15 protein-coding genes and 1 tRNA gene are annotated in these 21,556 nt (G+C 52.4%); 1 reads left to right on the forward strand and 15 read right to left on the reverse strand.

Features of this window, described 5'->3' with window-relative positions:
- Positions 1–43: 43 nt before the first annotated feature.
- From lpxA to HNQ92_RS03510, 4 genes are all read right to left on the reverse strand, one after another.
- On the reverse strand, positions 44–847 hold the full coding sequence (lpxA, locus tag HNQ92_RS03495) for an acyl-ACP--UDP-N-acetylglucosamine O-acyltransferase (protein ID WP_184170973.1): 804 nt from the start codon (positions 845–847) through the stop codon (positions 44–46).
- Entirely contained in the window at positions 844–2,235 is a 1,392-nt protein-coding gene (locus HNQ92_RS03500) for a bifunctional UDP-3-O-[3-hydroxymyristoyl] N-acetylglucosamine deacetylase/3-hydroxyacyl-ACP dehydratase (RefSeq protein ID WP_184170976.1), read from the reverse strand. Before HNQ92_RS03500 ends, lpxA begins: the two co-directional genes overlap by 4 nt.
- A gap of 143 nt (positions 2,236–2,378) precedes the next feature.
- Positions 2,379–3,419, reverse strand: coding sequence for a UDP-3-O-(3-hydroxymyristoyl)glucosamine N-acyltransferase (gene lpxD / locus HNQ92_RS03505; protein WP_184170979.1), 1,041 nt, complete (start codon positions 3,417–3,419; stop codon positions 2,379–2,381).
- Between the two features lie 97 nt (positions 3,420–3,516).
- The gene (locus tag HNQ92_RS03510; protein ID WP_184170982.1) at positions 3,517–4,797 is read right to left on the reverse strand and encodes an HD domain-containing protein; all 1,281 of its coding nucleotides are present in this window, start codon (positions 4,795–4,797) and stop codon (positions 3,517–3,519) included.
- Between the two features lie 70 nt (positions 4,798–4,867).
- Between HNQ92_RS03510 and HNQ92_RS03515 the strand changes: the two genes are divergently transcribed.
- Positions 4,868–4,941, forward strand: a tRNA-Ile gene (locus HNQ92_RS03515).
- Between the two features lie 354 nt (positions 4,942–5,295).
- On the opposite strand, the gene HNQ92_RS03520 is transcribed toward HNQ92_RS03515, so the two are convergent.
- From HNQ92_RS03520 to HNQ92_RS03575, 11 genes are all read right to left on the reverse strand, one after another.
- Positions 5,296–6,486, reverse strand: a complete 1,191-nt coding sequence (locus HNQ92_RS03520) for a PD40 domain-containing protein (RefSeq protein WP_184170985.1) — start codon at positions 6,484–6,486, stop codon at positions 5,296–5,298.
- A gap of 205 nt (positions 6,487–6,691) precedes the next feature.
- Positions 6,692–8,749, reverse strand: a complete 2,058-nt coding sequence (locus HNQ92_RS03525; RefSeq protein WP_184170988.1) for a cellulase family glycosylhydrolase — start codon at positions 8,747–8,749, stop codon at positions 6,692–6,694.
- A complete protein-coding gene (locus HNQ92_RS03530; protein ID WP_184170991.1) occupies positions 8,667–9,380 on the reverse strand; it encodes an RraA family protein in 714 nt (237 codons plus the stop codon). Before HNQ92_RS03530 ends, HNQ92_RS03525 begins: the two co-directional genes overlap by 83 nt.
- Before the next feature lie 29 nt (positions 9,381–9,409).
- Positions 9,410–10,864, reverse strand: a complete 1,455-nt coding sequence (locus tag HNQ92_RS28565; protein ID WP_246439563.1) for an SMP-30/gluconolactonase/LRE family protein — start codon at positions 10,862–10,864, stop codon at positions 9,410–9,412.
- A 172-nt stretch (positions 10,865–11,036) separates the two neighbouring features.
- Positions 11,037–12,326, reverse strand: coding sequence for an MFS transporter (locus tag HNQ92_RS03545; protein ID WP_184170994.1), 1,290 nt, complete (start codon positions 12,324–12,326; stop codon positions 11,037–11,039).
- Complete coding sequence (locus tag HNQ92_RS03550) at positions 12,323–15,187, reverse strand: glycoside hydrolase family 2 protein (protein WP_246439564.1); 2,865 nt, start codon at positions 15,185–15,187, stop codon at positions 12,323–12,325. The genes HNQ92_RS03545 and HNQ92_RS03550 overlap by 4 nt, the downstream gene beginning before the upstream one ends.
- On the reverse strand, positions 15,188–15,976 hold the full coding sequence (locus HNQ92_RS03555; RefSeq protein ID WP_184170997.1) for an SDR family NAD(P)-dependent oxidoreductase: 789 nt from the start codon (positions 15,974–15,976) through the stop codon (positions 15,188–15,190). It lies immediately after the preceding gene.
- A gap of 11 nt (positions 15,977–15,987) precedes the next feature.
- Positions 15,988–17,178, reverse strand: a complete 1,191-nt coding sequence (locus tag HNQ92_RS03560; protein ID WP_184171000.1) for an enolase C-terminal domain-like protein — start codon at positions 17,176–17,178, stop codon at positions 15,988–15,990.
- 33 nt (positions 17,179–17,211) lie between these two features.
- Positions 17,212–18,540: an endo-1,4-beta-xylanase gene (locus HNQ92_RS03565; RefSeq protein WP_184171004.1), complete on the reverse strand. Its 1,329-nt coding sequence runs from the start codon at positions 18,538–18,540 to the stop codon at positions 17,212–17,214.
- 20 nt (positions 18,541–18,560) lie between these two features.
- Positions 18,561–20,012 carry a glycoside hydrolase 5 family protein gene (locus HNQ92_RS03570; protein ID WP_184171007.1) on the reverse strand — a complete coding sequence of 484 codons (1,452 nt, stop codon included), beginning with the start codon at positions 20,010–20,012 and terminating at the stop codon, positions 18,561–18,563.
- A gap of 63 nt (positions 20,013–20,075) precedes the next feature.
- Positions 20,076–21,527 carry a RagB/SusD family nutrient uptake outer membrane protein gene (locus tag HNQ92_RS03575; RefSeq protein ID WP_343062927.1) on the reverse strand — a complete coding sequence of 484 codons (1,452 nt, stop codon included), beginning with the start codon at positions 21,525–21,527 and terminating at the stop codon, positions 20,076–20,078.
- Between the last annotated feature and the right edge of the window lie 29 nt (positions 21,528–21,556).

Genomic DNA, 21,556 nt, shown 5'->3' on the forward strand with positions numbered 1-21,556 from the left:
TTTTTTTTCTAAGAAAATCCGGTCAAACGGCAACCGGGTACCTTTACTCCATTTCGGCGCTGCCATTGACCTGGAGCGGGCTTTTCATAATACCCCGTTCGGAAGTACGGATAAAATTCACGATCTCGTCGCGCTCGTCGGAGGGAGGGAGCTCCAGCTCGATGAGGTGAAGGGCGTCGGCGTTGTTGAGGCCCTTCATGTATACGTAGCGGTAGATATTCTGGATCTCGGTGATCTGCTCGTTGCTGTAGCCCCGGCGCCGGAGCCCTACCGAATTGATACCGGCGTAGGAGATCGGCTCGCGGGCGGCTTTGGTGAAGGGAGGTACATCCTTGCGCACCAGGGAAGCGCCGGACACAAACGCGTGCGGGCCGATCTTGACAAACTGATGCACGGCGCTCATGGCACTTATAATGGCCCAGTCGTTGACGTGTACGTGGCCGGCCATTTGTACATTATTGCCAATGATGCAGTGGTTACCCACGCGGCAGTCATGGGCAATGTGGGCGTAAGCCATGACCAGGCAGTCGTGACCGATCTCGGTTTTCCAGTGCTCCGAAGTACCCCGGCTCACGGTAGCGTACTCCCGGATGGTCGTGTTGTCGCCTATCAGGGTAAGCGTATATTCGTCGTTGTATTTAAGGTCCTGAGGAATGGACGAAATCACCGCGCCGGGGTAGATACGGCAATTTTTGCCAATGCGCGCGCCTTCGTTAATGACCGCGTGAGAGGCCACCCAGGTACCTTCTCCTATTTCTACATCCTTGTGGATCATGGCGAAAGGCTCTACGACCACGTTGCGGGCGATTTTCGCCTCCGGATGAATGTATGCTAAGGGTTGTATCATTTTTTCTTTACAAGACTTGCAATCATGTCTGCCTCACACACCAGCTGTCCATTTACGTAGCCACGACCGCTCATCTTCACGATACCGCGCTTCATGGGAGTGGTAAACATGCATTTGAAGATAACGGTATCCCCGGGCACCACATTACGCCGGAAACGGCAATTTTCGATTCCGATGAGGTAGGGCCAGTAGTTCTCGGGGTCGGGTACGCTACTAAGTACCAGAATACCACCCGTTTGAGCCATGGCTTCCAGCTGAAGTACCCCTGGCATCACGGGGTTGCCCGGGAAGTGCCCCAGGAAGAACTGCTCGTTCATGGTGACGTTCTTGATCCCTACCACGCTGTTTTCGTCCAGGGCAATGATCTTGTCGATCATCTGGAAGGGGTAGCGGTGTGCCAGCAGCTGCGAGATTTGATTAATGTCCAGGATGGGCGGTTTCTCGGGAGTATACTGAGGGATGTCGCCTTTTCCGGACTTGATCAATTTCTTGATTTTCTTGGCCAGGGCTACGTTGGCGGCGTGGCCGGGACGAGCCGCCAAAATCTGCGCCTTGATGGGCCGCCCTACCAGGGCCAGGTCTCCGATCAGGTCCAGCAGCTTATGCCGGGCCATTTCGTTGGGGAAGTGGAGGTCTACGTTGTTCAGGATACCCCGGCTTTCGTTCACGCTTACCTTGGGCTTTTTCAAAAGGTCCGAGAGGTAGTCCAGCTCGCCTTCTTTGACGTCCCGGTCCACGATCACGATGGCGTTGGTGAGGTCGCCGCCCTTGATGAGATTCTGCTGGTGGAGCATCTCCAGCTCGTGCAGGAAGCAGAAGGTGCGGCACATGGCGATTTCCTCTTTGAAGAGCGAAATGTCGTTCAGCGAAGCGTGCTGGCTGTTGATGACGCGCGAGTTGTAGTCGACCATGACGGTCAGGCGGTAGTCTGACAGCGGCAGGGCTGCCATTTCGATATCTTTGTCCGCGTTTTTATAGTGCACATACTCCGGTACTTCGAAGTAGTTGCGGTAGGCATTTTGCTGTTCGGTACCCGCCTCTTGGAGGGCTTTCACGAAGTGGATGGAGCTACCATCCATGATGGGTGGCTCGGGGCCGTCCAGCTGGATCAGTACGTTGTCAATCTGCAAACCCACGAGGGCGGCCAGGGTATGTTCTACCGTATTGATGCGCGCGCCGTTCTGTTCAATCGTAGTTCCGCGCGAGAGGTCTACTACGTTGTCGACGTCGGCATCCACGATGGGCTGGCCGGGCAGGTCCACGCGCTGAAACTTATAGCCGTGGTTGGCGGGGGCGGGCACGAAGGTCATCGTAGCCTGTACACCCGTATGCAGGCCTACACCTGACACCGATACGGCCTGTTTAATGGTTTGTTGTTTTTCGTTCATTAGAATCTAGGAAGGGTATTCCTAATTAAGTCAGAAACCGGGGCCGGATACTTAAAAAGGACCCCGTCGTTTTGGTACTAAAATTGTGTTCGCGGTTGGTTCAGGTGCCTTATCAAGCGCTGATGCTCTGCATTCAAGGTACTTTACGTTTCGTTGGCGAGTTGCTGGTTTTTTTCCAGCTCTTTTAGGCGTTTTTCCAGCTCGGGCAAGCGGCGCAAGCTGGCCAGCGTACGTAGGTGCTCGCTGAGCTCACGGGCCGGGGAGCCCGACATCGACAAGCCCTCTTTCTTGATGGATTTCCCCAGGCCCGCCTGCGCGCCGATCTGGGTACCTTTAGCCAGGGAAATATGCCCCACCAGCCCGGCTTGCCCGGCAATCACGCAGCGCTCTCCTACCTTGGTGGAGCCCGATATTCCCGCCTGAGCGGCTACCACGGTGTTGGCGCCCAGTTCTACGTTGTGGGCGATCTGCACCAGGTTGTCGAGCTTGACGCCCCGCCGAATGATGGTGGAGCCCATGGTGGCGCAGTCGATGGTGGTATTGGCACCAATACTGACGGCATCCTCAATGATCACATTACCCAACTGCGGGATGGTCTTGTAGGAGCCGTCGGGCTGGGGCGCAAAACCAAAGCCATCGCTCCCGATGACGGCATTGGCAAAGATGGTGCAATCGCTGCCAATCACGGTGCGGTCGTAGATGCGTACCCCCGGGTGGATCACCGTGTTATTGCCGATCTGCACGTAGTCGCCCACGTAGGCATTGGGGTAAATCTTCACGTTTTCACCCAGCTGGCAGTGCTTGCCAATGTAGGAGAAAGCGCCCCGGTACCCGCCCTGGCCCAGGGTACTTCCTTCGCCCAGGTGACTGGGCTGCTCCACGCCCTGCTTGTGCTGGAAGGTCCATTTCTGATACTCTTCAAGGAGGCGGGTGAAAGCGCTGTAGGCGTTTTCGACCTGAATAAGGGAGGTATTGACGGGCTTACGAGGCTCAAAGGTTTTGTCTACAATAACCGCCGACGACTGCGTGGTGTAGAGATAGGGCTCGTATTTGGAATTGGCTAAAAAAGAGATGCAACCGGGCTGTCCTTCCTCAATTTTGGCCGCAGAATGGATCAGTACCGTATCGTCACCTACTACCTCTCCATTAAGCATCTGGGCTATTTGCCTGACCGTAAATTTCATGTTAGAATCAAATGAATTGTGCGTAATGCCCTTCTTTTCATTCCTAAAAAGGATTCCTCCGGCCTCGAATGGTAGACGTGGAATACCAACGGCATAACTATGCCCGCAAAGATACGTTTTTAGCCCAACTTACGTAATACTTACGTACAATCTTACTGAGTGCTTTGATCGTGGGCAGGTCGGAGGCCTCGGCTACGTCAAGTACCTGGCCGTGCTTCATTTTTACCCGGATGGGGTCGCCTTCGGTCACGTAAGCGGCATTGGTGGTTTGGCCTTCTACCAAAAAAAAGGACATCAATGCCTCCGGGATGCCATTTTCTGCAAGCTGCTTCCGGAGCGGAAGTAGTACTTCTTCGGTGGGCGGCTCGGCAAATAGCTGGATTTTGAACAACCGGCGGTTGAGCAGCATCTCGCACAGCGTGGCCAGCACGGGGTCGGGGTGCTGTGCCCATACCTTCACCGAAGCCCACACGTCGTTGTCGTCGAGGCGGGTAAAAGCCAGCAGGCACTCGGACTGCTCTGTGAAGTCTTGCAGGGTATACCGGTTTTTGAGGAAGCAGGCCAGGTCGGGCGTGGCAAACAATTCTGTACCCTGCTCAGTAAGCTCGCGGGCCCGCCGCACAATCTGCGTCAGCATGGCCTCAGCGCAGAGGGACGTTTTGTGCAGGTACACCTGCCAGTACATGAGCCGCCGGGCGTTCAGGAAGTTCTCGATGCTTAATAGCCCCTTTTCTTCCATGACGAGCTGGTCCTGGTGGATGTCGAGCATCTTGATGAGGCGGTCGGCCCCGATGGCTCCCTCGGCCACGCCGGTATAGAAGCAGTCGCGGTTGAGGTAGTCCATGCGGTCCATGTCCAGCTGGCTGGATATAAGCTGATGGAAGAAGCGCCGCGGGTAGGTACCTTCAAACATCTGAATGGCCATGTCGAGGCGGCCATTAAGCTGGTGGTTGAGCTTTTTCATCAGCAGCAGCGACAGCTGCTCGTGGGCAATGCCGGGCAGGAGGGTACTTTCGAGTACGTGCGAAAACGGTCCGTGGCCGATGTCGTGGAGCAAAATGGCCGTCTGGGCCGCTTCGCATTCCATTTCCCAGATCAGGTTCCCTTTTTGTTCCAGCGTACGCAAGGCCTGGCCCATCAGGTGCATGGCCCCCAGTGCGTGGTGAAAGCGCGTATGCAGCGCCCCCGGATACACGTACTCGGCCATTCCGAGCTGCTTGATCCGGCGCAAGCGCTGAAAGTAGGGGTGCTCCACCAGGTCAAAGAGCAGGTCAGAAGGAATGGTAATGAACCCGTAAACGGGGTCGTTGATGATTTTTCGTTTGTTCAAAGGGCTCGTTTTTTGCAAAAGTAGGAAACAACTCCCAGATGAAACCATTAATTGAAGCACTATGATTTGCAGATTACGCGCGAATGGCTAATTTTGCATTTGAAACTCGTAAAGAGTTGGGCCTATAGCTCATTCGGTTAGAGCAACTGACTCATAATCAGTAGGTGCCTGGTTCGATTCCAGGTGGGCCCACATTTTAAAGTACCTCAGCCTGGTATTGGGCTGAGGTACTTTGCTTTGGTACCTACGGCTCCGGGCAATCAGAGGGAAGTAAATCAGCGGGGGCCAGTGGGGCTGCCTTTTGGTTTGCAATAGGGTGAGATTCCAAGATGGGGCCTCTTGTTAAAGCAAAGCGGCTAGCCCAGGGGAGAAGACTTTCATTTTATATGTACGGAAAGGTACATCGTCGTGGCAAGGACCTGCCTGGTATTTCTACTGCCGTAGGCTCATTTAGGTGGTTCATGCCATTCTTCCTGCCCGCGGATTAGCGATCAATCTTCACAACGCTCCGCAGGTTTTCAATTTACTAAAAGTACCCCCAATCCCTTAGTCAAACTCTGGAAGCTGAATGCTAACGGATTCGAATTTATCCTCTTCATCACTAGCCCGGATGAAGTAGGCACGTTTGCCATCCGATGAAAAAGACGGGTTCACGTGCGCTACCCATTGCCAGGTTATTTTTGCGTTTTTCCATTGGGCCAATAGGGCGTAAGGGCGTGATTCCCCTCGTTGGTATAAATAGACCCTGGTAAAACCATCTGCCTCCGGTCTATAAAAATCACTTTCCCCGATATACCATTTTTTATTAGGCGATACTCCCACGTGCGTAGAGGTACCTCCTAACAATTCCATTTTTTTTCCATACAGGTCATACTGAAAGATTCTATTTTCCGGATCTTCCGTATCTACCCCAAACATACTGGCATTGTCAAACCAGACGACGTGCATCGGCCGTACTTTAATCCATCTGGGGGCGCTCCCGTCTGCCGAAACGATTCCGTGGAGGTCATGCCAGGGACCACTTGAGTCGCCCCGATACCGGTAATCAAACATGATGCTCGTATTCTGAGGGTTAGGCTCGAGATGTAGAATCTTAGTCTCAAAATCCGCAACCTTTTCATTTTGTTTTTTAAAAGCGGAGATAATGGCTGATTGTTGAATGACCTGGGTGCTTTTTCCTGTAAGGCAATTTAAGACATAGATACCTTCCTCCTCCAAATCATACGGCGTGCGTGATGGGTCGGGTATCAGCAGTCGGGCATTGCATTTGGAATAAAAGAGGAGATTCCCAAATGATTTATGACCTAACTCCCCGGCCATTTTCCCGAATACTGATTTTTGAGAATGGATATTATATATTTCAAAATCCTGAAAGTGGCTCACCTGAAAGGCGATCAGTGAATCATTGATCCAAAGGGCATTGGCTCCGTTATGGTTGTTGCACGCCACCTCCTTGATTTTGGTAACCACCTCCGTGTGCCTGTTTTTTAGCATCACTTCAGCCTTGACGGGAGGGGCTAAATGTCCTCCTGGTGCAATGGCCGGATATCGGATAAAACAAAGGTACTTGCCATCTGGGCTTTCTGGACTGGTATCATAAACGCTCAAAGCCGTACTCTCAGTGCCGTTATAAACCGCTTTCACCAAGCCGGAATAATCCTTTTGAGCTATCGATTCAAATCCAATCAGAAGATAAAAACATGCTAAGGCTTTTTTAAGTACTTTTGAAGCGATCATTAGAATGATGAATTAGTTGGTTAAAACTACCCCGGCTCTTTTGAACTTCATACGTACGTAGTCTGGCCAAGGTAAGCAAGTTTACTGTGTTGTAAAACCGGACCATCTGAGCCCCTATTCCACTTCCGCTCAATCGAGAATCATAAACGGATTTTAGGAATCGGACAACTTGTACTCATTTAATATACAGGTGGTGGGCTCCTGGTTAATGAAAAGACCCGCTAAAGCCTACATATACCCGGCCCATCCACGGAAACGTATTGGCTGCTCCTGCATTGGCCGTAACAATTTTAACGTAGCGGGTACCCGCGGGAAAGGAATCCACAGCGTAGGTACATTTGGCCAACGGATTGTTCGTCTGTCCCGAATATTCACTGAGATAGGCAGATCGGATCGTTTTTTGAACCGCCGCCAAAGAGGAATTCCACGACTGGCCGTCTGGAGAATAAAGAATAGTTAAGGAATCGGCTCCTTCGCCAAAGGCTACCACTTTCAATGATTTTACCTCATCGGCGCGGTATACCAATTCACCCGACCCGCTTGAGGCAGTGCGCACGGCCTGGTAATACTCTTCTTCCGTTTGCCGAAGTCGTGGCCACGCCTCCGTGCTGATCGTCAGGTTGGGGCTATGGGCATAGGTCTTTGAAAAGTCTTTCAGGTGATCGACCATCATCTTTCGATCGACTTTTAGTGGCCCAATCACGTTGGAGGCAGGCGTGGTACCATTCTCATTTTTCCCTTTTACCCGGTAATAGTAGCTTTCACCCGGACTTGCCGTGGCATCGGTAAACATAGGGTAAAAGTATAGATCAAAACTAATGTCCAGATCACCGCTGACATTTTCCCACGGGCCTGCTTTGGATTTGGCCCGCTCTACCTCATAATATCTCGCACCCGGTGAGGCTCTCCATTTCAGGGCTGCGTATACTTTCTCCGTACTCTCAAACAAAAACGGCGCGTCGACGGGGGCTGGCAAAGGGGGTACCTTCAAACCCCTGATTTTGTAGGAATACTCCCGAATGAGCATCAGGTTTTTGGATTCGTTGAAATAGTCGCCGCTGTCAAAACCCGGCCAACGGCTTCCTCCCCACCCGTAGCTATGAAAAAGTACATGTCCGCCAAGGCCTCCAGTGTACTGGTTTTTCATTAAACTCCACAGCAATCCGCCACTCGTGCCGGTCTTTTGCACCTGTTGTAACACCTGCTCGAAGCCCTCCATTCGCTGAAACTCATCCAAAAGCATTGGGCGTTTTCCTTTACAAACCTCCCATAACTGCTCCACGCTCCCCTGGTAGTTGGGATACTGGCGGGTTTTTACCAAATCAATAAGTGGGCACCGGTTCACCACATCGTCCACGAGTTGAGCCATCTGCGTAGTTCCATTGGCGCGGCGGGGGTCGGCGATCAGGTGATTGGGATCTATTTGTTTTAAAAAAGTAGCCATTTCGTTGATCCATTCGACCTTATCGTTGGGTACCTCGTTTCCAAACTCCCAGGCCAGAATAGAGGCATCGTCCCGGTACCGTTGTCCGGTAAAGTGATTTTTACGGTTGACCAAACTAGTCAGTAAATGTTTGAAACCGGCTTTGGATGCCGCAGAGGTGTAATAATCACCTCCCCCATGCAAGGCGCTGAAGGCTTTGGTGCCGCCCCAATAGTTATTTTCTTTTACCAGACAAAGAATGACCCGTATCCTGTACCGGTTGCATAGCTCCAGCATTTTGTCCATTCGGCGCAGGGCGGTTTCATTGTAGCTTTTAGGTCCCTCAACCAACGCCTCATACTTTCCCGTTCCGTCCGCTACGGTTATTCCCCAGGTTCTGAACACCGTTACGCCCATTTGTGCCATATCCTTGAAATGGCTCTCCATCTCGTAGGTAAGTTCCATCGGGTCATAGGCGTAGCCACTCGCCGGATTGGTGTTTTGGTAGCCATCATGGTGCCCGGTGATGTTGGGCGTATTAACGCCAATGAATCGGAATACCGTATTCCCATCGTACAGCTGATCCCCTCGCCGGGTAATAAAGCGTTCAAACGGCTGGGCCTGACTTGCTGCTTCCCAAAACGCCAAGAGGCAAAAAGTGAAAACCAAGCTAACTACATTTCTCATGCGAAGGCATTTAATAAGTGCAAAGTAAAAATTCCCAGCCCGTAAGATCAGGCTGGGAAGCAAGCAGGGATCAAAAACGACCAAATTCGGAGTACACATCAAACGGATCGCGTCCTTTGGCCATTTCGGCCCGGCTTTTGGCTTCGCTGGCAAACCATTCTTCGGCTAGTTCGAGCACTTCCAGGGTCTTTTCAAAAGGCACAATCACCACGCCGTCGTTATCGCCAAAGACATAATCGCCCGGATTCACCCGGAGCAGGCCGTCCATCCCTTTTACAAAAATCGGGATCTGGTAGTCGACGACCATGAAACGACCGAAGGCTTCCACCGGATTGCGGAAGCGGCAGAAGGTCGGGAAGTTCATGTCGATCAGGTAATTACTGTCGCGGGTGGAGCCATCAATGACCGCTCCCACGCAGCCATGTGCCGCGGCGGCCGTGGCCGATATTTCGCCAAATTGCCCACAGGACAAGTCCCCCTGGGTATCCCGAATCTGCACTACCCCCGGTGTCATGCTTTTGAACATACCCAAGCGAATATCATGTATTTTCCCGTCGCGACTGGGGGTGGCAATGCCGTGGCAGGTAAAGGCTGGCCCGGCTACCTTCATGGAGTGCAGCAGCGGGTAGACTCCGCTGGCCATGCATTGCGAGTGGTAGCCCAGATGCTCGAGCGCATCGGATACAAGCCCCGCGTATAATTTTAGATACCGGGACTGGATTTCCTGCCAATCATAGTTGAGTTCAAATTGGCGGATGGGGTACGCATTGGTGATAATTTCCATACAATACTGAGCGGTTTTATATTGATTATTTAACTTATTATTCCTTTCAATGATGAACGATAGGTGAGCAGTTGACCCTGCTGAGCTTCGGTTATAACCAAGCCAAGGTTTCCAGCGGGATCAAAAGCACAGTTAGTGGGATTGTGGCCGGGAAGGGCAAGAGCATGAGAGACTTTACCCAACTTATTGATCACCTGTATTTTACCCGTTCCATACACGGCTACGTACAAGTTGCCATCTTCGCCCATAGCCAGTCCGTCCGGCCCGCCGGGCCCCGCGGGGCCTTCTACCTGCGCCCAGACGTTGGCGTCTGTCCATTGACACGTTGTTTGCTCCCAGCCACCCTTCCAAATCCGATGCCGGTAGGTTTCGGCCACAAACAGCTGTTTACCGTCGGCACTAAAGGCCAGGCCGTTGGGGAAATACAGTCCTTGGGCGATTATGCGGGCAGTACCATCTATTGCCAGCACGGCCACATAGCCCGTTGGTTGCTGACGAGAGTCACCCGGGCAGGTGAATACCAGGTTCCCGGATTGATCAAAAGCCAGGTCGTTAGGGGCGTTCAAGGGTTTTCCATCCACCTGTTCCAGTAGTGTTTTGGTCAGGCCGGTGGCGGGGTCAAAAGCGCGGACGGCATTCTTTTCGGCATCACAAAACCAAAGCTCTCCGTTTTTGTGCAAGGCCAGTCCATTGGGTTTGCCGCCTACGTGGTAGCGTTTTAACTGCCCGTTTTGGAACTGTACTAAGCTTTGGCCCTGCAATTCAACGCCCCACAGACTTCCGTCTTTGGCAAAAACCGGACCTTCCGGAAAGGCAAGGCCCGAAGCCAGTACCTGCACGCGCTCAGACTGGGGGAGGGGATAAGCCTGGTGAATATGGCTGATTTCCTGATCGGTTAAGGCCCGGTCAAAAACGGCCAGTCCGGACAGGTCTCCGCAAAAGTCATTACCTATTTGACCCAATCGATGCACGGCGCCCACGGTGAAATCCGAGCCATCCTCTCCTCCGTCAAATATTCCCTGCGGATAGGCATAGGGGTTTCGACCTTCATGCGCATCAAAACGGCCGTTATGGTACGAACGAATTTGTTGTCCGTCGTAGGTCATGGCCACAAAAGTCCACTCATCGAGGAGCACGGGCGACTTCCCGATGGACACATCCACGCACCATTTTTCACCGACCGTTGGTCCGCCAATGCCCGAGATATGCCCGCATACCTGATCACTGCTGCCGTGCAGGCGGATGTTTAAAAAGAGACAATACTGTCGTTTTCGCTGGGTTTCGTTCCACATACCCGCAATGGCCTCACATTCGTGGGGCGTGGTACTTTTGAGCCCACGACGCACCCAGGCCAGCAGGGATACCTGAGCCTGAGGGCCGCGGATGTTGAGTCCCGGACATTCCTTTCGGGGAATGTGCAGGTAGGCATTTTCGGCAATTGTTACCGAGCCATTGGCTAGCACACCCTTTTTTGTAAGGGACAATTCGCCCGCTGCCCGTTGTAAAACATAGGGGTATTTTCCTTTAGCCCGAAAAGGATTTTTTCCCGCAAAGTCCCACAGACAAAGCAGGTTGGGGACTGTCTCCAAATAGCTTTTTGGGGCCAAAAGGGGTGAAGGTTGTAACATAAGATAACTTCCAGTCAGGGTTGTGTTTTTAAGAAAAATCCGTCGTTTCATGCTGGGCTATCCGTTGATCTTTATCAAAATAAACCCAGGCGGCCATGCTCAAAAGCAGCCCCCCGAGAATATACACGGCTGAAAGTCCCGCCAGTCCTTTGGAGAGACCCAGCGTTGGTTTGAGAATACCCAGCAGGTAGGGAGCCGATGCCCCGATTAGAAAGGCGCACGCCAGCACCAGGCCGTAAGCCGATGAGCGAATTTTTGGCGAGACTACCTCGTAGAGAGAAGCCACTATGTTTGAGTCGTACCAGCCACGAAACACCCCAAAAAGAAACAGCGCTGCATAGGTAAGCAGCTGGGTGGTGCCTAAGCTCATGACCAAAATGAAAGGGGCCGCCAAAAACAACCCGGCCGCTTGTACAATGACCCGACTTTTGGGCAGCCGTACGGCATAATGATCCGATAGTTTGGCACCCATCAAAACACCCAGAAAAGCGCCTATGTGGTGATAAAACAGAGAGGAAAATCCGGCATCGGTTAAAGACAGACCAAATTTATCGACCAGAAAGGTTGGCATCCAGGTCAGATACCCCACATTCACAAAGACCATGCAGCCAAAGGCTAGCGTGAGTAAAACCACCGTAGGCTTTTTGACAATGTGCGCGGCCGTTGCCAGCACTTCCCTTTTTACATTCTTTTGGGAAGCCACAAACGGGGTGTCCTTAGGGATCCGGAAAAAGATAACTCCCGCCAGCACAATGCCCAGCCCGCCAAACAAAAAGAAGGCATTTTGCCAGCCGTAATGCTGGCCAATGTACCCGGCAATCAGTCCGCTGAGGATGATGCCGGCATACACGGCAGTTTGATGAATGGATAGGGCAAAGGCGCGGTTTTGGTGGTACTTTTCACCCAACAGGGCATTGGAAGAAGGCGCATAGAAAGCTTCGCCTCCTCCCGTAGCAATGCCGCGCAGCAAAATAAACTGGAGCAGCGTGACACAAAGCCCCGTAAATAAGGTGGCTACTGACCAGAAGAGCAGGCAAAAGCCAATGATGTTGCGCCGGGAAAAGCGGTCGCCCAGAAAGCCCGCAACGGGAACCAGCAGGCCATAAGTCCATACCAGCGAGGAGGCTATCAAACCCAGTTCGGCATCGGTAAACCCTAAATCTGCGCGAATCAAAGGCAAAACAACGCTAAAAATTTGTCGATCGGCCTGATTGAGGAAAAAAGCCAGCCAAAGCAGCACCAGCAATTCCCAGTGTTTAAAGCCACCGGATTGTACGGCAAGCGGCTCTTTTATCGGTAGTTCAGGAGGTGCGTTCATGGCTTAATTTCTTGTTTAGGGGCGTTCCAGGCGGATACTTCCAGCACGGCTTGGGCGGCCCCGGCAGGGTCTCGCCACAACACGTCCAGTTCAATAGTTCGGCTTTCGCCCGCGGCCAGCCAGTCAAAATTATCGGAGGCCGTGAAGGCCCGTTTGGTACCCGAAATGTCCACCTTTAGCATAAAGGCCGGGATTTTTCCGGTATTGGTTACCCGCAGCTTCACCACGCTTCGATCCGGGGCGGTCTTTTGTTCGGAAAGTTTAACCAGGGAAAGCTGGGTACTGGTTTTTTCAACCGAGGGTTTTAAAAACGGGCCCTTTTCCAGCGTAATCCAGTTGATAGGTTCGTTTACGTATTTTTTGTAAAAATCCGGCTCCTCCATTTTTGTCAACACCCGGGGGAAATAAAACGAACGCGAAAGCAGCTTTCCGCCCTGATCCTTGAATTCGAGCAGTACAAATAAATAGCGGTCAGTGTAGGTAGCCGGAATGTTAAAACTCCCCATATCCAACAGGGGGGTTATGGTAGCCCGGCTGCTGGCTTGTTGATGGATGGGCAATGTTTTACTGTAAAGGGGTTTAAACGAATCGTCCAGCACGCTGACTTGTACAGTACCCCGCAAATCGCTGGGCAATGCATGGGTAATTCGGGCGTTGAGGGGCAACGTTTCACCGGCCTTCCACAGCAGTCGCGGTAAATCAGCCGCTACGTGCGTGGGTTCATACGTTCTTTTCAGAAAGTAATAGGGCGCTGCCGCGTGACCAAACCAATCCATGAGCTGAATGGCAATTACGGGCCAGTGGCGTTTGAAAACCCAGGGCATCAATCCGGCCGTTACCGGGTAGTTCCCCTGCATTTTCTCCGAGAATATCTGATAAAATTCCCCCGCGCCTACCTGCGTGGCTTCCGAAATTGTTTCCAGTGACGGGTCTTTCATATCCGAAATATGCGAAGCCCGACTGAGCATCCGGGGCACCCGGCTGGGGCCATACTCGGTAAAATGGTGGGTAAACTCCGGATGCTTTTCGGCAAAATCATTCTCCCACATGTTGCCCAGGTCAAAAAACTCTTTTTCGGCCACCGTTTCCCGAAAGACGGCGGGCTCGGGAATGGAATGCATACCCGTTTCGGATACCCAGGCTTCGTACTTGTAGCTGCGGTTGTACCAGCTGGGGTCCATATCCGGGTAGGCGTGCATGCTACCGTCATCGGGTGTAGTACGAACAAAAAAGCGGGTTTTATCAAAAATATCCAGGTTGCGTTCCAAAATGCCGATGGTAGCCGCATTGCCGAAGGAGTAAGGGTTAAACTCATTGCCCCCGCACCAGACGGCCAGCGAAGGGTGGTTGCGAAGCCGAAAAATAGTTTGAACGACCTGGGCTTCCCATACGTCCTGCGGGTAACCCGGCGTATCCTGATTGCCAATCGGAAAATCCTGCCAGACCATGATGCCTAGCTCGTTGCAGATGCGGTAGAGGTGGTCCGTTTCAAGTAATCCGCCGCCCCAGATGCGGATAAGCTGGACGCCCATTTTTTGGGCTGCCTCTAGCGTCCATCGGTAGCGTTCGTAGGGTACATCCAGCAGAATATCCTGCGGGGTAAAATTCATGCCTTTCACAAAAAGCTTCTGCCCATTGACTACAAACTGCCAGTTTTCCCAACGGTCAAAGGTACGTGGTCCGGCCGTGGCTACCCGCTCAATCGTACGCAGCCCATAGTCAAAACGGAGCTGGTCGATGGGTTTCTGGTCTTTTTTTAGCGTTAGTTTTACCTCGTATAAATTTGCGTCCCCCAGTCCGTTCGGATTCCACAGGGCCGGATTCGCCAGGGTCAGGTCCTTTTCAAGCCAGTTTCTACCTTCGTACAAACTGAGTGGAAATTCCTGAATCAATGGCTTGGCCAATCGTTTAGCGGCCGGGTTTTTGGGTATCATTTCTACTTGTACACTCCATTTCCCCGGAGCAGGGTCGTAGCGGCTACCTTTTTCGTTGGGGTGATTAAGCTGGGTATTTTGCCAGGGATGCAGTGTTTTCCCGAGCGAGTGCGTATTGGCCAATATTTCCAGCGACAAATGAAGTTGGCCCTGCGTGGCGCTCAGGGATTGGGTAGTCAGGTAGGGCCTTTCCAGGTGGAAAGTCGGCATGATTTCGAGCCGCACGCCCTGCCACAGGCCAACACTGAAAAATGCCTCGCCACCGCTGCCGCCCGAGATCACCCAGGGCTTAATGATCTTCCCACTGGCCCGCGGATTAAAACCCGTGCGTTTGGAGTAATCGCGCTCCCCGGTACCTCCGATGCGGGGCAGGTCTTCCAGCCGGCTTGCTTTCTGGCCCCAGTTACCGGCCCGAACCTCCACAATCAGCTCGTTTTTTGCTTTCAAAAACCTACTCACCTCCACGGTCGGTCCGCCAAACATACCTTCATGTACGCCGAGCAGAGAATCATTGAGCCAGACCCGGGCAAAATAGTCGATGCCGTCAAAGCATAGAAAGGCCAGATCCGAATCGCTGAGTGTTGGTTTATCAAACGTTTTCTTATAGTACCATACCTTTTCATCCATAAACAGGTACTGCTCCGAATTTTTATGGTAGTAGGGGTGGGGCAATTTTCCGGCTTTGTAGTAGGACCAATGTACCGAGTTGGGAATGCTGGTCTCAAAGGGATCTTTCAAAGAGGTCAAATCTGACAAGGAGGCAATCGGCTGATCGGTGTGCCCCAGCGTCCAGCCTGGGCCGGACAAATCCACATGGGCCGCCCCGCTTCGTTCACTGATGCGGTAGGGCTGCCAGAGATTTTTTGCCGATTGACCAAAAGAAAAATGACCCGCAAGCAAGAGTATACTCAATAGTTTTTTCATCATTCATCGGGATTTGTAGGGTGAACCTTTGCCGTAGCCGCGCATCAGCAACATGCCCCCGTCAATGACCAGCGATGCGCCCGTCAGGTAGGTGCCCGAAGACAGCAGATCGACGACCACGGCGGCGATTTCCTCAGGTAGTCCAAAGCGAGCTGCCGGAATACCGTCTATGACCTCTTTAAAAAAAGAAGGATTGGCGCGCGCCTCAGCCGTCATGTCGGTTTCAATGGCACCCACCGCAAAGGTGTTGACGTTGATACCATGGGGAGCAAGCTCCAGCGCAACGGCCTGCATCAGGGTTTCCAGGGCACTTTTTGACGCCCCATAGGCCGCCTGTCCATAGTTGGGCCTGACCCCATTGACGGACGTAATGGAATAGATACTACCACCCGTTCCGCGACTAATCAGGTGGCGGGCAACGGTTTGGGTCAGGAAAAACGGGCCTTTGTAATTGACATTCATGAAATCATCCACGTCGGTTTCACGGGTATCCAGAAAATGTTTTTTATAAGATAACCCGGCGTTGTTGATCAGAAAATCAAAGGCCTGCATAGTTTCCCAGGCTTCGTTTCCCAGCCGGATGGCCTGTGCCGGATCGGCCAGGTCAGCCTGAAAAACATAGGCTTCACTTCCCAGAGCCACTACCTGATCGGCTACTGCCTGCGCTTCCGTTTGATTGTGCAGGTAATGTACGCCCACGGTGCAGCCTTCTTTGGCCAGTTGAAGCGCAATGGCTTTTCCGATGCCGCGCGAGGCTCCGGTGACGAGTGCTTTTTTTTTGGTCAGTCGCATACAGATTTAACTTAAACGCCACCCACGGTGGGGTACCAGTCGGGGCGGTAGGGGTCCTGGTGAAAACGAGCGTAGTAGTCGCCTTTTTCTTCGTAGTACTTTTCATAAAACTTCATTTTGTCCTCATCCAGGCGCACCCCAAGTCCCGGTCCCTGCGGCACTTTGATGCACCCGTCTTCGTAGGGCAGCGGGCCGCCTTCAATGATGTCGTCGGTGAGGTAGTGGTAGTGGGCATCGCCGGCGAAGGTCATGGTGGGTATGGTGGCCGCCGTATGCAGCATGGCCGCAAGCTCAACGCCAAACTCGGCCCCGCTGTGCATGGCTACTCCCAGATTAAAGGTATTGCAAACCGCCACCAGATCCTTGACGCCGCGCGGACCTTCCCAGTAGTGCAGATCCGTGAGTACAATATCCACGGCATTCATTTTGATGGCGGGAGCCAGGTCGTCAAAGCGGGCGGGGTACATATTGGTGGCAATGGGAATACGTACCTGCTGCCGCACGGCCGCGTTTCCATTGAGCCCCCAGGAAGGGTCTTCAAAGTATTCAATAGAAAGGTCTTCGAGCCGCTTACCCACCTGTACTGCCGTGGCGACCGACCACACGCCGTTGGGGTCAATCCGAAGGCCAAAATCGTCGCCCAATTGCTGGCGGCAAAGCTCCAGTACGCGGGCCTCTTCCAGGGGTTTCATCACGCCAGCTTTCAGCTTCATGGCGTTCACACCCAGGGTTTCGTGCAGCTCCACGCAGTAGTCGGCCAGATCTTCGGCCCGTTCGTCATGCCCCCCGCCGGGTCGGTCGTAACGCCAGAACAAGTAGGCAATCATGGGAATCTGATCGCGCACCTGCCCACCGATCAGATCGCTCATCGGACGGCCCAGGATTTTTCCCTGAATATCCAGGCAGGCCATTTCAAGGGCTGCATACAACCGGCTGTTGGACATGTAGTAAATGGAGCGCAGTACTTTGAGCTTCAGCGTTTCGAGGTGAAACGGATCGAGGCCCAGGATCCGGGGTTTGAGCTTCTGTAGGGCGGCCCGCTGATCGCCTCCGCCCACTTCTCCCAAACCCGTAATCCCTTCGTCGGTAATGACTTCCAGGATGGTACGAAGGAAATAGCCGGGATGTACACCCGTGTTGTGCCGTAGCTGCGCATTGAGCGGAATGGCCACGCAGCGGGTTCTAATGTCAATTATTTTCATGCGTTTTGTACTTTCTCTTCTAGGGAGTGAGCGTTAATTAAAAGAAATAGCTAGTTGATTTGGGGAATCTCTCTGGATGGAAAAAGGGTGTTCCGTGGTTTTGCCCTGGCGTGTCACTTTCACGACGTAATCGCCATAAAAGCCTTTGAACACATGTGTTTTATTGGAAACCGTTGCTTTAAAATTGGTTTTCCACTCCTGATTTAGTAAGGTATTCAGGGTGTGATAGGAAGGCTTAGGCTGTAGGCTTTCGTCCAAAAAGCCTCCCCGCCATTTGTCCTCTCCCGCCACGGCGGTCCCGTCGGCCACGTTCCACCAGATAATCGATTCCACGGCCGGGTGACTAAACCAGAGCCGGTAAAAATTTCGGGTCAGTTTGGCTTGGGTTTCCAATCCTTCGGGCGTGTTGGGTAAAGTAGGAATTGTTATTTCGGATACGTGAATCGGCAAATGATGCGTGCCGTATAAATCCAGCGCTTGGTAGAGATCCGCTGGTTTCATGGCTTTTCCGGCTACTACGCTGTGATGAAGCGCGTCACTAAAAAAATGAAATTGCAGTCCCAACCCGTCAATGCGTGCCCCTTTATGCTTTAAATGGCTAATCAGTAAATTAAAAGGTGTGTACTCCCGGTGGTAGTTTTGCCAGGATTCGGTCGTGACCTCGTTTAAAAAGAGTCGGGTCTCCGCCGGAAAATGACGCTGGGCCGTATGGAAGGCTTTGAGCGGATATTCGGGTGGCATCGGAATGGCCGGATGGTCTTTCAAAACTTCATTCACCACATCCCAGGTTTTGACCGTTTCCCCATACCGTTCCGCCAGTTGCTTGATCCGCTGATCAATTAGTGGCTGAATTTTACTGGTGTCTCTGGGTAACCAATCGGGTACTGCGTGGGTCGCATTGTCCCACACGAGGGTGTGCCCTTTGGGCGTGATGCCATTTTTCCGGCAAAAATCCAGCACTACGTCCGGCGGTGGGCGACGGTAGATTTCCGGACTACCAGCCTCATAGCGTAGCTTCCCTTGCTGAGGTTCGAGGGTCTTCCAGTAAAAGGGTACGCAGGCCAGGTTGAATAATTCTTTGAAAACGGTTTCGTAGCGTTGGTTCTGAGCCGGAGTCTTGAACCCGTGGAGCATGAAAATATTGGAACCGAATAAAAAGGCATGTTTAACCTGCTTCACTTCGATCTGAAAGGTACCCTTCGCATCGGGAAAATGCAGTGTGAATTCCCCTTTCCGATGGGCCTCAATCCCTTCCTGAATTCTTTTTTCCACCTCCGGCTGCGCCCAGAGCGAATCCAGCGCATGGGTTTGGGCAAAACCAACCCGTTGTAACAGAAGCAAAAGCAACAGTATTTTTTTCATATCCGATGGGGGTTTTTCAGTTAGTTCGCCTTTAATGAATGGGAATGATCTATCCTTACGACCAGCGAACGGGTAAAGGCGGGTATTTCTACCCGACTGCCGCTGCTTTTGCGGGCCACTGTCCAGGTATTCTTCCAGGGGTCATAAAACGAAATGCGCTTGGCTTTTTTGGGATGTAGGTTCAGTACCTGGGACGGAACGGGCTGCGGCATTTGACCTTCCAATAGTTCCGTTTTCCAATTGCACGTTGCATCCCGAATCCAGTATAGCGAAGTGGTTTTTCCTTCTAGTGCATAAATTTTCAGTGAGTTAACCCTTCGAGCCTCCGTAGCCTGGGCCTTTTGAGCTACGGGATCATACGCGGTGATGGCTTGTCGGAAGCGGCCAAAGTGCCACCACAGGTTATTTTTTTCAATGTAGTATTCCCAATGCCAGCTCTGACCGGGTGCGGCCGCGCCGGAAAAAAAGGGGGCAAATAACAAATCGTGCAGCAGGATACCGGCCGTGTCTTTGGCATACAGCCGCGAGGGCCCGGCATGGTGAGGTTCTACGGCACCAACTTCCGAAAGGATTACGGGTTTGTCGGGACTAAATGAACGCAGCGTGCGAACAGCGTCACTGGCCAGCTCGTCCATGGGTGCCTGACAAATGGGAAGAGCAGCGCCTTCGTCCAGGTAGCGATGTACCTGCGCAATGTCGTTGTCGGGTAGTTGCACATAGGTGCGGTAGAGTTCAAGGGAGGATGGATTGTCCATACTGCCCATGCTTTGCATCAACAACTGCCGGGGAAATTTAGCTTTGACCCTTGGGAGCATTTCTTTGGTCCAGTTCAGCAGCCGTTGTGGATCTTGCAGTGGCACGGCGTTTATTTCATTCCAGAGCTCCCAGCCCATCACTACCGGATTTTCTGCGTAGCGATGGGCCAGAAATTCAACACGATTCAGATAAAGGTCTTTTCCCTTTTTGGACTCAAAAAAGGACTCCATGGTTGGAACCTGCGAGGCGTAGGGTGGACGGTCGAAGGCCACTGAACCCGCAAAACGCGCCGGAGCGTTGGTTAGTTTTCTAAAATGTTCCAAGCAAAACTTGATGCGAATTCCGTACTTAGCCGCGAGTGCCACCAGGGCATCGGTCCGCTCAGCCAGGCCGGTATCATACACGCCGGGTCGGTCAGGCTCTACTTCAAAATGGGGGGCACTGAGCCATATGCGAGTATAGTTACCGCCATTTTGGGACAATTTTTGAAAATAACGTTCGTAATAATCACGAATGCCCTGTGTGTTTAACTCGGACCGGGGGAAGCAGATATTGGGGCCGACAGGGATGAATACCGAATCGTTTTCAAAAGCCAGGTATCGACTGTCCTGGGAACTGACTTTTACAAACCCGGCATTCTGGCCCTGCTGGTTTTTATCCCCGGCCAACCAGGGATAAAAACTAAGGAGGGCGATTAGTAAATGGAGTAGGTGCATTACCTGTTAGTTACGTACAAACAAACGGGTTAGGAATAGGATCAATAACTTACTTTGAAAGGTCTAATACCCCGGATTTTGATCGGTATTGGGATCCAGCGCGGTATTAAAGTTTAGCTCACCTACCGGAATGGGCCAGAAAAGATGCTTATCAGCTACATCTTTACCGGTTGCCTCTTTAATGACCTGCCGAAGTTTAGGAATGCCCAACCGTTTCAGATCCAGCCAGCGCTTGGCTTCGTACTGCGTTTCGTAGCCCCGCTCTTTCAAGACCAGGTCGTAGAAGGATGCTGCGGTATAATCGGCCAGTTTAAAATCGACAGCTGATGGCGAGGTGGGGGGCTGGCCATACGCCCGGCGGTGCACCTGATTGAGGGCTTCCAGAGCGGCGGCTGTCGGGGCATTATTGACGCGCGCATCCGCTTCGGCAAACAGTAGCAAGATATCCGCGTAACGGTAAATCGGAAAATCATTTCCCGCGGCAGTTTGGGTAGGAGCGAGCGGATCCGAGAATTTCTTGCACAACAGCGAATTGGCGCCCAGCCCAATATCCCAGGGATACCAGTTGTAGCGCTTGCGCAGATCAGCATCGTCCCAGTTCCTTTGCACCGGATTCGTCACTTTATCGCTATAATGGGCAAAAAAACCTCCGGCTCCATGGAGCCGGGCACCAGGATGGTGGGCAAACATGGCCAGGTACATGCCCTGGTTGTTTTGCCGGGTCATTTTTAGGTAAAGAATCTCTTCTGGGGAAGAAACGACTGTGGGGCCAAATATTTTTTCAAAATCCTCCGCAACCGTCACCGGAACGAGTGAAAAGCGCCCCGAGTCCATTACTTCTTTGGCTTTGCCCCGTGCTTCGGCGTAGCGGTTAAGGGTAAAGTAAACCTCTGCCAGCGCCGATTTGGCGGCCCATTTAGTGGCCCGGCCCACTTGGGCGGGAGTTTCGGGCAAATTTGTTTCGGCCTCGGTCAGGTCCGAAATAATCAGATTATAGACCTCCTGTACCGAGCTCTTGGGCACGTTAGGTTCGTTGAGCGTGGCCTCGGTACGGATGGGTACGGCACCCCAATTACGGACCAGCCAGAAATAATTGAACGCCCGCAGAAATTTGGCTTCAGCCACAAATTTAGCTACATCAGCCTGACTGATATTGGTCCCCTTAGGAGCATTCTCAATCACCAGATTGGCGTTGCGGATGGCCAGGTAAAACAGACGCCAGCCATCATCCGTGCGGGGGATGTTGGTACTATTCAGCCCCTGAAAATCACTAAGTACCTGGTAGCTGCCGCGCCCGTAGCTGTAATCGGTATAGGCTTCCAACTGTGCACCCAGTTGGCCGCTAATGTTGTTGGTGGCCCGTAGCTGCTCGTAAACCGCATTCACGGCCGTTTCTACTTCACCCGCCGTGTTATAAAATGTCTCCACCGCTACAGCCTTTGGCGCTTCCACCAAAATCGCCTCGCAGGCCATCAGCGCGAGCAGGGGTATAAGAAGGAATATTTTTTTCATCATGAATAGAGTCTAAGTTTTCAAAAAAGTGT

This window comes from Rhabdobacter roseus (genome assembly GCF_014202275.1).
GTDB classification, from domain to species: Bacteria; Bacteroidota; Bacteroidia; order Cytophagales; family Spirosomataceae; genus Rhabdobacter; species Rhabdobacter roseus.

Excerpts from the sequence above, each read along its gene's own strand:
- lpxA (WP_184170973.1), bottom strand. The coding sequence starts at position 847 with ATGATACAACCCTTAGCATACATTCATCCGGAGGCGAAAATCGCCCGC.
- HNQ92_RS03545 (WP_184170994.1), bottom strand. The coding sequence starts at position 12,326 with ATGAACGCACCTCCTGAACTACCGATAAAAGAGCCGCTTGCCGTACAA.
- lpxD (WP_184170979.1), bottom strand. The coding sequence starts at position 3,419 with ATGAAATTTACGGTCAGGCAAATAGCCCAGATGCTTAATGGAGAGGTA.
- HNQ92_RS03500 (WP_184170976.1), bottom strand. The coding sequence starts at position 2,235 with ATGAACGAAAAACAACAAACCATTAAACAGGCCGTATCGGTGTCAGGT.
- HNQ92_RS03565 (WP_184171004.1), bottom strand. The coding sequence starts at position 18,540 with ATGAAAAAAATACTGTTGCTTTTGCTTCTGTTACAACGGGTTGGTTTT.
- HNQ92_RS03530 (WP_184170991.1), bottom strand. The coding sequence starts at position 9,380 with ATGGAAATTATCACCAATGCGTACCCCATCCGCCAATTTGAACTCAAC.
- HNQ92_RS03550 (WP_246439564.1), bottom strand. The coding sequence starts at position 15,187 with ATGATGAAAAAACTATTGAGTATACTCTTGCTTGCGGGTCATTTTTCT.
- HNQ92_RS03510 (WP_184170982.1), bottom strand. The coding sequence starts at position 4,797 with ATGGTTTCATCTGGGAGTTGTTTCCTACTTTTGCAAAAAACGAGCCCT.
- HNQ92_RS03520 (WP_184170985.1), bottom strand. The coding sequence starts at position 6,486 with ATGATCGCTTCAAAAGTACTTAAAAAAGCCTTAGCATGTTTTTATCTT.
- HNQ92_RS03560 (WP_184171000.1), bottom strand. The coding sequence starts at position 17,178 with ATGAAAATAATTGACATTAGAACCCGCTGCGTGGCCATTCCGCTCAAT.
- HNQ92_RS03575 (WP_343062927.1), bottom strand. The coding sequence starts at position 21,527 with ATGATGAAAAAAATATTCCTTCTTATACCCCTGCTCGCGCTGATGGCC.
- HNQ92_RS03570 (WP_184171007.1), bottom strand. The coding sequence starts at position 20,012 with ATGCACCTACTCCATTTACTAATCGCCCTCCTTAGTTTTTATCCCTGG.
- HNQ92_RS03555 (WP_184170997.1), bottom strand. The coding sequence starts at position 15,976 with ATGCGACTGACCAAAAAAAAAGCACTCGTCACCGGAGCCTCGCGCGGC.